Source organism: Mycobacterium sp. 5-140-3-2 (assembly GCF_035666375.1).
Classification (GTDB): domain Bacteria; phylum Actinomycetota; class Actinomycetes; order Mycobacteriales; family Mycobacteriaceae; genus Mycobacterium; species Mycobacterium intracellulare.
This window is the reverse complement of the sequence record NZ_CP142025.1, coordinates 3,600,756-3,613,848: the sequence shown is the minus strand read 5'-3', so window position 1 is coordinate 3,613,848 and position 13,093 is coordinate 3,600,756. Positions and strand designations below refer to the sequence as shown.

The window sequence follows — 13,093 nt, the reverse complement described above, 5'->3', positions numbered from 1 at the left end:
TTTTCGCCGGCGATCAGCCGTTTTGGGCTCTGGCCCGCCTTCGAACGTAGAGGAGATTGACCTCAGTGACTATTCCGCAGTCCGACGCCGCGCTGGCCGCCGTCCCCGACCGGTTCGACCTGTCCGCCGGGGCGCCGGGCGCCTACGACACCCCGCTGGGCATCACCAACCCGCCCATCGACGAGCTGCTGGACCGGGTCTCGAGCAAGTACGCCCTGGTCATCTACGCGGCCAAGCGGGCCCGTCAGATCAACGATTACTACAACCAGCTCGGCGAGGGCATCCTCGAGTACGTGGGGCCGCTGGTCGAGCCGGGGCTGCAGGAGAAGCCGCTCTCGATCGCGCTCCGCGAGATCCACGGCGACCTGCTCGAGCACACCGAGGGCGAGTAACAGGGCCGGGCCGGGCGCGCTGTGGACCGCACGCGGATCCCCAAACGAGTCGTAGTCGGTGTCTCCGGCGGCATCGCCGCCTACAAGGCGTGCACCGTCGTCCGCCAGCTGTCCGAGGCCGGCCATTCCGTCCGGGTCATCCCGACCGAGTCCGCGCTGCGTTTCGTCGGCGCGGCCACCTTTGAGGCGCTCTCCGGTCAGTCGGTGCACACCGGCGTCTTCAACGACGTTCCCGAGGTCCCGCACGTCCAGCTCGGCAAGCAGGCCGACCTGGTCGTGGTGGCCCCGGCCACGGCGGATCTGCTGGCGCGCGCGGTGCACGGCCGCGCCGACGATCTGCTGACCGCCACGCTGCTCACCGCCCGGTGCCCGGTGCTGTTCGCGCCGGCCATGCACACGGAGATGTGGTTGCACCCGGCCACCGTCGACAACGTGGCGACGTTGCGCCGGCGGGGCGCGGTGGTGCTCGAGCCCGCCGCCGGGCGCCTCACCGGGACGGACAGCGGGTCGGGTCGGCTGCCCGAAGCCGAGGAGATCACCACCCTGGCCCACCTGCTGCTGGAACGCCACGACGCGCTGCCCTACGACCTCGCCGGCTGCAAGATGCTGGTCACCGCCGGCGGCACCCGCGAACCGGTCGACCCCGTGCGCTTCATCGGCAACCGCAGCTCCGGCAAGCAGGGCTATGCGGTGGCGCGGGTGGCGGCCCAGCGCGGCGCCGAGGTCACCCTGATCGCCGGGCACACCGCCCGGCTGATCGATCCCGCCGGTGTCGAGGTCGTCCACGTCAGCTCCGCGGCCCAGCTGGGCGACGCGGTGTCCAAGCGCGCCCCGGAGGCCGACGTGCTGGTGATGGCCGCCGCGGTCGCCGACTTCCGGCCCGCGCACGTTGCCGCCGCCAAGATCAAAAAGAGCGCCTCGAATGAGACGGCGCCCCCGACGATCGAGCTGGTGCGCAACGACGACGTCCTCGCCGGGGCGGTGCGGGCCCGCGCCCACGGGCAGTTGCCCAACATGCGGGCCATCGTCGGCTTTGCCGCCGAGACCGGCGACGCCAGCGGCGACGTGCTGTTTCACGCCCGGGCCAAGCTGCAGCGCAAGGGCTGCGATCTGCTGGTGGTCAACGCCGTCGGTGAGGGACGCGCGTTCGAGGTGGACAGCAACGATGGCTGGCTGCTGGCCTCCGACGGCACCGAGTCCGCACTGCAGCACGGCTCCAAGACATTGATGGCCAGTCGTATCGTGGATGCGATCGCCGCGTTCCTGCACGGGGACAGCGGGTAAAGCGGTCGAGTTCTTCCCGGCTCCGGGACGGGGTGCCGGCCGGGCTGATGCGGGCCGATATAATTCGGTTGACTAACTATTTGGAAGGATTGGCATGAGCGAAAAGGGTCGCCTGTTTACCAGTGAGTCGGTGACTGAGGGACATCCCGACAAGATCTGTGACGCGATCAGCGACTCGGTCCTCGACGCCCTGCTGGCGCAGGACCCCCGCTCACGTGTCGCGGTCGAGACGCTGGTGACCACCGGGCAGGTGCACGTGGTCGGCGAGGTGACGACGACGGCCAAGGAGGCCTTCGCCGACATCACCAACACGGTCCGCGAGCGCATCCTCGACATCGGCTACGACTCGTCGGACAAGGGCTTCGACGGGGCGTCCTGCGGGGTCAACATCGGCATCGGCGCGCAGTCGCCCGACATCGCCCAGGGCGTCGACACCGCCCACGAGACGCGCGTCGAGGGCGCCGCCGACCCGCTGGACGCGCAGGGCGCCGGCGACCAGGGCCTGATGTTCGGCTACGCGATCAACGACACCCCCGAGCGGATGCCGCTGCCCATCGCGCTGGCCCACCGCCTGTCGCGCCGGCTGACCGAGGTCCGCAAGAACGGCGTGCTGCCCTACCTGCGCCCCGACGGCAAGACGCAGGTCACCATCGAATTCGAGGACGACGTCCCGGTCCGGCTGGACACCGTGGTCATCTCCACCCAGCACGCGGCCGACATCGACCTGGAGAACACCCTGACCCCCGACATCCGGGAAAAGGTGCTCAACACCGTGCTCAACGACCTGGCGCACGACACGCTGGACACCTCCTCGACGCGGCTGCTGGTCAACCCGACCGGCAAGTTCGTCGTCGGCGGCCCGATGGGCGACGCCGGGCTGACCGGCCGCAAGATCATCGTCGACACCTACGGCGGCTGGGCGCGGCACGGCGGCGGGGCGTTCTCCGGCAAGGACCCGTCCAAGGTGGACCGCTCGGCGGCGTACGCGATGCGCTGGGTGGCCAAGAACATCGTCGCCGCCGGGCTCGCGGAGCGGGTCGAGGTGCAGGTGGCCTACGCCATCGGCAAGGCGGCGCCGGTCGGGCTGTTCATCGAGACCTTCGGGACCGCGACCGTCGACCCGGTCAAGATCGAGAAGATCGTCCCGGAGGTGTTCGACCTGCGTCCCGGCGCGATCATCCGCGACCTGGACCTGCTGCGCCCGATCTACGCGCAGACCGCCGCCTACGGGCACTTCGGCCGCACCGACGTCGAACTGCCCTGGGAGCAGCTGAACAAGGTCGACGACCTCAAGCGCGCCATCTAGGTTGCCCGCCGCCTCGAATGTGACGTCGCAGTCACGTTCGGCGCCGAGCGTGACCACAGTGTCACGTTCGACGGGTCACCGCGGTGGACCCGGGTGGTCGGAATCGAGCGCGGGCAGCCCGTCGATGCTGCGCCGGTTGCGGTTGATCAGCCGGGTGTAGGCCTCGTCGGGCGCCTTGTGGTGATACGCGTTGAGGACCGGTCGCTCGTCGACCAGCTCGTAGTAGGGCACCGCGAATCCGCACGCGTCGGCGATCCGCTCCACATCGACCACGATGATGGCGCGGATCCCCGCATGCCGGTCACCGAAATGCGTGATGAGATCGGTGAATTCGGCGTCGTCGGGCCGGATCACCCGCCCAGTGCCGAACAGCCGCAGGATCCGCGAGTTGCGGGTGAACGAGCAGAACATGACAGTGATGCGGCCGTTGTCGCGCAGATGGGCGATGGTCTCCACGCCGCTGCCGAACAGGTCCAGGTAGGCCACGGTGCGCTCGTCGAGCACCGCGAACGTGTCGCAATATCCCTTGGGGGACATGTTGATTCGTCCTCCCTCGGAGGGCGCGGTGGCGACGAAGAACACGGCCTGTTCGCGGATGAAGTCGCGCAGCGACTCGTCGATGCTGTCAAATTCCTTCGCCACCCGTGCAGCGTAACCGCTAGCTAGCCGGTGAAGCGGTAGTCGTCCAGATCGAATCGCCGGCTGCGCCAGTACACCTCCGGGGTGGTGCCCGGCCGCAGCGGCACGTCGCCGTTCTTGTCGAAGTAATAGCTGTTGGCCAGCCGGCAACTGTCCTGCCAGAAGATCTGCCGGTGCCGCCGGCGCATCATCTCGGCGAAGTAGCGGTCGTTGGCTTCCTCGCTCACCTCGACGCGGGTCGCGCCCAGGCGCTCCGCCCGCTTGAGGCACCGCACGATGTGATGGGTCTGCGCCTCGATGAGCGCGAAATACGAAGAGCCGACGTAACCGTACGGGCCGAACACCGTGAACAGGTTGGGGAAGCCCGGAACGGTGACGCCCTCGTAGGCCTGCAAGCGGTGCTCGTCCCAGAACCGGCTCAACGAGCGACCGCCGCTGCCCGTGACCGCGAACGTGGGGACGCTGTCGGGGTCCATCACCTTGAAGCCGGTCGCCAAGATGAGCACGTCGATCTCGTGGGTTTCGCCGTCGGTGGTCGCCACCGCGTCGGGCGTGATCTTGTCGATCGGTTCGGTGATCAGGCGCACGTTGTCGCGGTTGAACGTGGCCAGGTAGCCGTTGTGGAAGCCGGGGCGCTTGCAGCCGACGGCGTAGCGCGGGGTGAGTTGCTCGCGCACCACCGGGTCGCGGACCTGCCGCCGCAGATAGGCGCGTCCCAGCGTGGCCATCCTCTTGGCCAGCGGGATCACCGTGAAGTAGTGCGCCGAGATCGGGAAGGTCAGTTCCACGTACGCCTGGCTGAGCAGCCGCTGCAGCGCCTTGCCGCCCGGGATGCGCATCGCCCAGCGCGCCGGCGCGGGCAGCGGGACGTCCAGCTTCGGGAAACACCAGATCGGGGTGCGCTCAAACACGGTGAGCGACGAGACAATTGGCGCGATCTCGGGGATCACCTGCACGGCCGACGCGCCGGTGCCGATCACCGCGACGCGCTTGCCGCGCAAATCCTGGCCGTGATCCCACCGCGCGGTGTGCATCGTGACGCCGGCGAACGAGTCCACGCCGTCGATGTCGGGCAGGTTCGGCACCGTCAGCACGCCGCAGGCGCTGATCAAAAACCTCGCCGTGACTTCGCCGCCGGGGTCGGTCTGCACCCGCCACAGCCCGCGCTCGTCGTCGAAGTCGGCCGCCTGCACCTTGGTGTTGAACCGGATCCGCGAGCGGACGCCGTACTTGTCGGCGCAGTGTTCGGCGTAGGCCTTGAGCTCGCGGCCCGGCGCGTAGGTGCGCGACCAGTGCCGGCTCTGCTCGAAGGAGAACTGGTAGGAGAACGACGGAATGTCCACCGCGATACCGGGATAGGTGTTCCAGTGCCAGGTGCCGCCGACCCCGTCGCCGGCCTCGAGCACCAGGTAATCGGGCAGCCCCGCCTTGTCGAGGTTGATGGCGGCGCCGATGCCGGAGAATCCGGCACCGATGATCAGCGTGTGGTAATCGGGGGTTTCCCCGTCCATCCGGGCGAAGGTGCGCTCCGTCATGAACTCACCGTACGCCCCGGGCTCAGCCCCGCAGGGCGGTTCGCAGCGCCGCCAGGCCGCGCTCGAGCGCCGCGGTGGCCGCGGGCACCACACCGGCGTAGCCCAGGTAGCCGTGCACCAGCGTCTCGGCGTTGTGCACCTCGGCGGCGACCCCGGCAGCCGCCAGCAGTTCGCCGTACCGGATGCCGTCGTCGCGCAGCGGGTCATAGCCGGCGACGCCGATGTAGGCCGGCGCCAGGTTGCTCAGGTCCTTCGCGCGCCCCGGCGCCATGTCCGACGGCGGGTCGGACAGGTCGACTTCGCCCGCGTACCAACGGGAGAACTCGGCGACGGCCCTGACGTCGAGGATCGGCGCGGTGGCGTTCTCGGCGAAGGACGGCAGCGTGGCGTCCCACATGGTCGACGGGTACCACAACAACTGGAATTTCAGGGCCGGTCCGCCGTGATCGCGTGCCCGCTGCGCGACCGCGGCGGCGATCGTGCCGCCGGCCGAATCCCCGGCGACGGCCATCCGGCCCGGGTCGCCGTGCAGGTCGGCGGCGTGCCCGGCGACCCAAAGCGTTGCCGCCCACGCGTCTTCGACCGCGCCGGGGTAGGGGTGCTCGGGCGCGAGCCGGTAGTCGACCGACACCACGATCGCGTCGGCGCCGACGGCATGCTGGCGCGCCGTGCCGTCGTGGGTGTCGAGGTCGCCGATCACGAAGCCGCCGCCATGGAAGAACAACACGACGGGCGCCCCGGTTTGACCGTCGGAATGGCTTGGCGGCCAATAGATCCGGATCGCGACCGGCCCGGCGGGGCCGGCAATCGTGCGGTCCTCGACCCGCAGCTCGGGATGCAGCGGCCTGCGCGGCAGGTCGCGGAACCGCTGGCGCGCCGCGGCGATGCCGTCCTCGGTGGATAGCCGGAAGGGAACCGCGTCCAGTACCTTCTGCAGGATGGGGTCGATCGCGGGTTTCTCGTCGGCTGTGTTATCCAAGCTGGGCATGGACGTACCGTACGCACCTCGTCTGGTGGCCGGCGCCTGGGTGGTGGCCGGCTGGGTGGCCCTCGGCTACGGCATCTACCTGACCGTGCTGGCGCTGCGCTCGCCGCCCGGAATGGAGCTGACCGGGCACTGGGTGCTGCAGCCGGCGTTCAAGGCCTCGATGGCGATCCTGCTGATGCTCGCCGCCGCCGGGCACGGATGCGTACGGGAGCGGCGGTGGCTGATGCCGGCCCTGCTGTTGTCGGCCCTGGGCGACTGGGTGCTCGCGATCCCGTGGTGGACGCTGTCCTTCGAGATCGGCCTGGCGGCATTCCTGTTGGCGCACATGTGTTTCATCGGTGCCCTGCTGCCGCTGGTTCCCCCGCTGTCGTGGTCGTCGCAAGCCGAGCGGCCCGCGGCGCTCCGGATCGCCGCGGTGGTCCTGATGTGCCTGGTGTCGATCGCGCTGCTGGTGTGGTTTTGGCCGCACCTGGGCCCGGACAAGCTGACGTTGCCGGTGACGGTCTACATCGTGGTGCTGACCGCGATGGTGTGCACGGCGCTGCTGGCGAAAATGCCGACGATCTGGACGGCGGTGGGGGCGGTGTGTTTCGCGGCCTCGGATTCGATGATCGCGATCAGCCGCTTCATCCTGGGCAACGAGGCGCTCGCCGTGCCGATCTGGTGGTCGTACGCGGCGGCCCAGATCCTGATCACGGCGGGATTCTTCTTCGGCCGCGAGCTTCCCGGCCAGGACGGCGGGGACGCCGCGGCGCCCGCCGAAGGCTGATCTGTCGGTGGTCGCCGGTACGCTGCGGGCCGGACGGTAAAGGCATTGGATAGCACCATGATTCGCGGCCCGAGGGCGCCGTGAGCCCCAGCGCGCGCACGCCGGTCGAAGTGGAACCCATCGCCCGCGTGCTGCCGATGCTGTCCGTGCCGCACCTGGACCGCGAGTTCGACTATCTGGTGTCGGCCGAGCAGTCCGACGATGCCCAGCCCGGGGTGCGGGTCCGGGTGCGTTTCCATGGCCGGCTGGTCGACGGGTTCGTGCTGGAGCGCCGCGCCGACACCGACCACCCGGGCAAGCTGGGCTGGCTGGACCGCGTCGTGTCGGCCGAACCGGTGCTCACCCCCGAGATCCGCCGGCTGGTCGACGCGGTGGCCGCGCGCTACGCGGGCACCCGTCCCGACGTCTTGCGGCTGGCCGTGCCGGCCCGCCACGCCAGGGTGGAGCGGGAGCCCGTCGTGAGCCGGGACCCGCCGGGCCCGGCGATCCCGGACCCCGTCGACCCCGCGGGCTGGGACGGCTACGGGCGGGGCGCTCAATTCCTGGCCGCCCTGGCCGAGTCGCGGGCCGCCCGGGCCGTCTGGCAGGCGCTGCCGGGCGAGCCGTGGACCGACCGATTCGCCGAGGCCGCCGCCCAAACGGTGCGGGCCGGCCGGTCCGCGCTGGCGATCGTTCCCGACCAGCGCGACCTGGACGCCCTGTGGCGGGCGGCGACGACACGGATCGACGAGGGCAGCGTGGTCGCCCTGTCGGCGGGTCTGGGCCCCGCGGCCCGGTATCGCCGCTGGCTGGCGGCGCTGCGGGGCACCGCGCGGCTGGTGATCGGCACCCGCAGCGCGGTGTTCGCGCCGCTGAGCGACCTGGGCCTGGTCATGGTGTGGGCCGACGCCGACGACAGCCTGGCCGAGCCGCGGGCCCCGTATCCGCACGCCCGCGAGGTGGCGATGCTGCGCGCGCACCAGGCCCGGTGCGCGGCCCTGATCGGCGGCTACGCGCGCACCGCGGAGGCCCACGCGCTGGTGCGCAGCGGATGGGCGCACGACATCGTCGCGGCGCGGCCCGTGGTGCGCGCCCGCACCCCGCGGGTGAGCGCGCTCGACGACACCGGCTACGCCGACGAGCGCGACCCGGCGGCCCGCACGGCGCGCATTCCCTCGATCGCGCTGCGCGCGGCCCGCTCGGCGTTGCAGGCCGGGACTCCGGTACTGGTGCAGGTGCCGCGGCGCGGATACGTCCCGTCGCTGGCGTGTGCGCGCTGCCGCACCATCGCCCGGTGCCGGCACTGCACCGGGCCGCTGTCGCTGCAGGAAGGGGGCGCCGCGCTGCTCTGCCGCTGGTGCGGGCGGATCGACCCGACCCGCCGGTGCGCGCGCTGCGGTTCGGACGCGGTGCGCGCCGTGGTCGTCGGGGCCCGCCGCACCGCCGAAGAGCTCGGCCGCGCGTTTCCGGGCACGGCGGTGATCACCTCGTCGGGCGATGGCGTCGTGCCCGAGGTCGCGCCCGGACCGGCCCTGGTGGTCGCCACCCCGGGGGCCGAACCGCGCGCGTCCGGTGGTTACGGGGCGGCGCTGCTGTTGGACACGTGGGCGCTGCTGGGCCGGCAGGATCTGCGCGCCGCCGAGGACGCGTTGTGGCGCTGGATGAGCGCCGCCGCGCTGGTGCGTGCTCGCGGCGACGGCGGCGTGGTGCTGGTGATCGCCGAATCATCGCTTCCCACAGTGCAATCGCTGATCCGCTGGGATCCGGTGGGGCACGCGGAAGCGGAACTGACCGCCCGCGCCGAGGTGGGCCTGCCGCCGAGCGTGCACATGGCGGCCATCGACGGAACGCCCGACGCGGTGACCGCGCTGCTCGGCGAGGTCCGGCTCGCCGAACTGGAAGCCGACCTGCTCGGGCCGGTGGACCTGCCGGCCGGCGTGCGCCGCCCGGCCGGGACCCCGGCGGGCGTGGCGGTGACGAGAATGCTGGTGCGCGTGCCCCGCCGGCAGGGCCTGGCGCTGGCGGCCGCGCTGCGCCGCGGCGTCGGTGTGCTCAGCGCCCGGCAAACCCATGAGCCCGCCCGGGTCCAGATCGATCCGCTGCACATCGGCTAGCGGTCACAAACCGTTACCCTGGGCGACAGTATGTGCATGCAATATTTCCTGTTTACGACATTCGAAGGTTGCTACACTTTCTATTCCTTAGCCGCCGAGAGGCCGGAAACAATCCGGGGAGGGGCGATATGACAGCGGACAACGCGACCGTTGACGAGTCGTTGGATGTCATCACCGACGCTTTGCTGACGGCCTCCCGTTTGCTGATGGCGATCTCGGCCCGTTCGGTCGGGCAGGTCGACGAGACCATCACCATCGCGCAGTTCCGGACGCTGGTGATCCTGTCCAACCGCGGCCCGGTCAATCTGGCCACCCTGGCGGGTCTGTTGGGCGTGCAGCCGTCGGCCACCGGCCGGATGGTGGACCGGCTGGTCGCCGCCGGACTGATCGACCGCCTGCCGCACCCGACCTCGCGCCGTGAGCTGCTCGCCGCGCTGACCACGCGCGGACGCGACGTCGTCCACCAGGTCACCGCGCACCGGCGCACCGAGATCGCGGCCATCGTCGCGAAGATGCCGCCGCCCGAGCGCCACGGGCTGGTGCGGGCGCTGACCGCGTTCACCGCGGCCGGTGGCGAGCCCGACGTGCACCTGGACGCCGATATCGGCCTGTAGCCGCCGGGTCTACCCCGCCTAGTCGGTCCGCTTGGTGGCGGTGAGCAGCAGGTACTCCCACCCCATAGTGCCGTCGGCGAGGTATTGCTGCGCGAGCTCGACGAGTTGGGCGTCGAGCTCGGCGGCCAGCACCCGGTTGTGGCCGATGTTCGCGTAGGCCTCGATCGTCGGGCCGTAGTGCCGCTTGAAGTAGGCGTGGACGTCTTCCGCGCTGGCGAACCGGTCCACCGCCAACATCCCACGCGCCGTGGTGATTTCGCCGACGCGGTCGCCCAGCAGCGCGGTGACGTAGCCGGGCCGTCCCCACAGCGCCGCCGGCGGCACGGGGTGCGACAGGCTCGGGCGATAGGGCCGGATGGTGGCCAGCATCCGCCCGAAGAAGCCCTCCGGGGTCCAGCTGATCACGCCGATCGTGCCGCCGGGCCGGCAGACCCGGACGAGCTCGCCGGCGGCGCGTTGCTGGTCGGGCGCGAACTGCACGCCGATCGCCGACATGACGACGTCGAATTCGCCGTCGCCGAACGGCAGCGCGTGCGCGTTGGCCTCCCGGTAGTCGATCGTCAGGCCCTGCGCCGCGGCCCGGTCCCGCGAGCGCAGGAGCAGCTCGGGGGTGAGGTCGGTGGAGACGACGGCCGCGCCGGCGGCGGCGGCCGGCAGCGAGATGTTGCCCGAGCCGGCGGCGACGTCGAGGACTCGGACGCCGGGCCCGATGCCGGTGGCCTCGACGAGGGCGGGGCCCAGCGGGGCCATCACTTCCTCGGCCATCAGGGCGTAGTCGCCCAGCGCCCAAACCGTGCGGTGTGTGGCGGCGACTCGGGCGTCGCTGATGGTGGAGTCGACGGTCATCAGACCTCCTTGGGGGAACGGAAAGGTTGTCTTCGACGTCGATGTCGACACGCGCGGTTTCACGCCGCTCAGATCATGACTACTAGAAATAGTAGTCATAAGCAATAGTATACGCGCGCAATTCCGGTCTCCTCGGGTGGGTCCGGCCGGCCTCCGGCGCTTTCTAGACTGGGCCGGTGCGCCTTGTCTTCGCCGGTACTCCCGAGCCCGCGCTGCCCGCACTGCGCCGCCTCATCGACTCGCCACGCCACGACGTGATCGCGGTGCTGACCCGGCCCGACGCCGCCGCCGGGCGACGCGGCAAGCCGGAGCCGTCGCCGGTGGCCCGTGAGGCGCTCGACCGGGGCATTCCGGTGCTGCGGCCGTCGCGGCCCAACTCGGCGGAATTCGTCGCGGAGCTGTCGCGGCTGGCGCCGGACTGCTGCGCGGTCGTGGCCTACGGCGCGCTGCTGCGCGACGACCTGCTGGCGGTGCCCCCGCGGGGCTGGATCAACCTGCACTTCTCGCTGCTGCCCGCCTGGCGCGGCGCCGCGCCGGTCCAGGCGGCCATCGCGGCGGGGGACACCATCACGGGGGCCTCGACGTTCCAGATCGAGCCGACCCTGGACTCGGGCCCGATCTACGGGGTGGTGACCGAGACGATCCGCCCGACCGATACCGCCGGGGAATTGCTTGAGCGACTGGCCATTTCGGGCGCGGCGCTGTTGTCGACCACGTTGGACGGCATCGCCGACTCGACGTTGACGCCGCGGCCGCAGCCGGCCGAGGGGGTCAGCGTCGCCCCCAAGATCACCGTGGAGCAGGCCCGGGTGCGCTGGGATCTGCCGGCGCTCGTGGTGGAACGCCGCATTCGCGCCGTCACGCCCAACCCCGGCGCGTGGACCGTGATCGGCGACCTGCGCGTCAAACTCGGGCCGGTCGACGCCGCCGTCGCGCCCGGTTCGCCAGAACCGTTGCCGCCCGGCGCGATTCACGTCGATCGCAAAGGCGTCTGGGTCGGCACCGGTTCGGATCCGGTTCGCCTGGGTCAAATCCAGCCGCCCGGAAAGAAATTCATGAACGCGGTCGACTGGGCGCGCGGCGCCCGGCTCGACCCCGCGGTGCGGGCGACATGAGCGCCGGCCGTGACGGGCGCCAGCGCAACCGGCCGGACCGCCAGCCGGCCCGGCCGCAGCGCCGGCCTGCGCAGCGGGATCGGCGGCCCGCCCGCCGGCCGCTGGACCCGGCCCGGGCAGCGGCGTTCGAGGTGCTACGGGCGGTCAGCGAGCGCGATGCGTACGCGAACCTGGCGCTGCCCGCGCTGCTGCGCGAGCGCGGAATCACCGGCCGCGACGCCGCATTCGCCACCGAGCTGACGTACGGCGCGTGCCGCAGCCGTGGCCTGCTCGACGCGGTCATCGGCGCGGCCGCCGGGCGCGCCCCGCAAGCCATCGACCCCGTCCTGCTCGACCTGCTGCGCCTGGGCGCGTATCAGTTGCTGCGCACCCGGGTCGATGCGCACGCCGCGGTGTCCACCACCGTCGAACAGGCAGGCATCGAATTCGACTCGGCGCGAGCGGGTTTCGTCAACGGGGTGCTGCGCACCATCTCCGGGCGCGACGAACAATCCTGGGTCGCGGAGCTGGCGCCGGACCCGGCGCGGGACCCGATCGGGCACGCCGCGTTCGTGCACGCCCATCCCCGGTGGATCGCCCAGGCCTTCGCCGACGCGCTGGGCGCGGCCGCGGGCGAACTCGACGCGGTGCTCGCCAGCGACGACGAACGGCCCCAGGTGCATCTGGCCGCTCGCGCTGGCACGCTGACCGCCGTCGAGCTGGCGGACGCGGTGGGCGGCACCGTCGGGCGGTATTCGCCGTACGCGGTGTACCTGCCGGGCGGCGATCCCGGGCGGCTGGCGCCGGTGCGCGACGGTGCGGCGCTGGTCCAGGACGAGGGCAGCCAGCTGGTGGCGCGCGCGCTGACCCTGGCGCCGGTCGAGCGCGACGGCGGCCGCTGGCTCGACCTGTGCGCCGGGCCGGGCGGCAAGACGGCGCTGCTGGCGTCGCTGGGCGCGGGATCCGGGGCCCACGTCACCGCGGTGGAGCCGGCCCCGCGCCGCGCCGACCTAGTGACCGAGAACACCCGCGGCCTGCCGGTCGACGTGCTGCGGGTCGACGGCCGGCACACCGACCTCGAGCCGGCGTTCGACCGGGTGCTCGTCGACGTGCCCTGCACCGGGCTGGGGGCCTTGCGCCGCCGGCCCGAGGCCCGGTGGCGCCGTCAACCGTCCGACGTGCCGGCACTGGCCAAGCTGCAGCGCGAGTTGCTGGGCGCCGCGATCGCGCTGACCCGTCCCGGGGGTGTGGTGCTCTACGCCACCTGTTCGCCGCACCTGGCCGAAACCGTCGGGGTGGTCGCCGACGCGCTGCGCCGCCATCCGGTGAGCGCGCTGGACACCCGGCCGTTGTTCGAGCCCGTCGACCACCTGGGCGACGGGCCTTACGTTCAGCTGTGGCCGCACCGGCACGGCACCGACGCGATGTTCGCGGCCGCGCTGCGCCGCGAAGCGGGGTAGCGGGGGCGCGACACGAAGAACCCCGCCGCGGCCGCGCTGCGCCGCGAAGCGGGGTAGCGCCGCCAGATGTGAA

The 13,093-nt window shown here is 71.7% G+C and carries 12 protein-coding genes; 8 read left to right on the top strand and 4 right to left on the bottom strand.

The features are described 5' to 3' along the window. Positions 1 to 65 precede the first annotated feature (65 nt). The 3 genes from rpoZ to metK all read left to right on the top strand — a co-directional run bounded on the left by rpoZ (position 66) and on the right by metK (position 2,982). Entirely contained in the window at positions 66 to 392 is a 327-nt protein-coding gene (rpoZ, locus tag P6281_RS16455; RefSeq protein ID WP_008258195.1) for a DNA-directed RNA polymerase subunit omega, read from the top strand. A 21-nt stretch (positions 393 to 413) separates the two neighbouring features. Further along, positions 414 to 1,676, top strand: a complete 1,263-nt coding sequence (gene coaBC / locus P6281_RS16450) for a bifunctional phosphopantothenoylcysteine decarboxylase/phosphopantothenate--cysteine ligase CoaBC (RefSeq protein WP_202348877.1) — start codon at positions 414 to 416, stop codon at positions 1,674 to 1,676. 94 nt (positions 1,677 to 1,770) lie between these two features. Continuing rightward, positions 1,771 to 2,982: a methionine adenosyltransferase gene (gene metK / locus P6281_RS16445; protein WP_008258192.1), complete on the top strand. Its 1,212-nt coding sequence runs from the start codon at positions 1,771 to 1,773 to the stop codon at positions 2,980 to 2,982. 75 nt (positions 2,983 to 3,057) lie between these two features. On the opposite strand, the gene P6281_RS16440 is transcribed toward metK, so the two are convergent. From P6281_RS16440 to P6281_RS16430, 3 genes are read right to left on the bottom strand one after another with little or no spacing between them, the layout of a single operon-like run. Then, on the bottom strand, positions 3,058 to 3,624 hold the full coding sequence (locus tag P6281_RS16440; protein WP_008258191.1) for a pyridoxamine 5'-phosphate oxidase family protein: 567 nt from the start codon (positions 3,622 to 3,624) through the stop codon (positions 3,058 to 3,060). A gap of 20 nt (positions 3,625 to 3,644) precedes the next feature. Continuing rightward, complete coding sequence (locus P6281_RS16435; protein WP_324738975.1) at positions 3,645 to 5,132, bottom strand: flavin-containing monooxygenase; 1,488 nt, start codon at positions 5,130 to 5,132, stop codon at positions 3,645 to 3,647. Positions 5,133 to 5,178: 46 nt separating this feature from the next. Continuing rightward, complete coding sequence (locus P6281_RS16430; protein WP_008258189.1) at positions 5,179 to 6,144, bottom strand: alpha/beta hydrolase; 966 nt, start codon at positions 6,142 to 6,144, stop codon at positions 5,179 to 5,181. Between P6281_RS16430 and P6281_RS16425 the strand changes: the two genes are divergently transcribed. From P6281_RS16425 to P6281_RS16415, 3 genes are all read left to right on the top strand, one after another. Further along, positions 6,143 to 6,913: a lysoplasmalogenase gene (locus P6281_RS16425; RefSeq protein WP_036429014.1), complete on the top strand. Its 771-nt coding sequence runs from the start codon at positions 6,143 to 6,145 to the stop codon at positions 6,911 to 6,913. The two genes, P6281_RS16430 and P6281_RS16425, sit on opposite strands and share 2 nt — an antisense overlap. Before the next feature lie 80 nt (positions 6,914 to 6,993). Beyond that, positions 6,994 to 9,006 (top strand): primosomal protein N', encoded by a 2,013-nt coding sequence (locus P6281_RS16420; protein WP_196233672.1) that lies wholly within the window; start codon positions 6,994 to 6,996, stop codon positions 9,004 to 9,006. 128 nt (positions 9,007 to 9,134) lie between these two features. After that, positions 9,135 to 9,620 (top strand): MarR family winged helix-turn-helix transcriptional regulator, encoded by a 486-nt coding sequence (locus tag P6281_RS16415; RefSeq protein WP_008258186.1) that lies wholly within the window; start codon positions 9,135 to 9,137, stop codon positions 9,618 to 9,620. A gap of 18 nt (positions 9,621 to 9,638) precedes the next feature. Here P6281_RS16415 and P6281_RS16410 read toward each other — a convergent pair whose 3' ends face one another. Continuing rightward, complete coding sequence (locus tag P6281_RS16410) at positions 9,639 to 10,466, bottom strand: class I SAM-dependent methyltransferase (RefSeq protein WP_008258185.1); 828 nt, start codon at positions 10,464 to 10,466, stop codon at positions 9,639 to 9,641. 176 nt (positions 10,467 to 10,642) lie between these two features. Between P6281_RS16410 and fmt the strand changes: the two genes are divergently transcribed. Both fmt and P6281_RS16400 read left to right on the top strand, forming a co-directional pair. Beyond that, positions 10,643 to 11,581, top strand: a complete 939-nt coding sequence (fmt, locus tag P6281_RS16405) for a methionyl-tRNA formyltransferase (protein WP_014385268.1) — start codon at positions 10,643 to 10,645, stop codon at positions 11,579 to 11,581. After that, on the top strand, positions 11,578 to 13,020 hold the full coding sequence (locus P6281_RS16400; RefSeq protein ID WP_008258183.1) for a 16S rRNA m5C967 methyltransferase: 1,443 nt from the start codon (positions 11,578 to 11,580) through the stop codon (positions 13,018 to 13,020). Before fmt ends, P6281_RS16400 begins: the two co-directional genes overlap by 4 nt. Positions 13,021 to 13,093 lie beyond the last annotated feature (73 nt).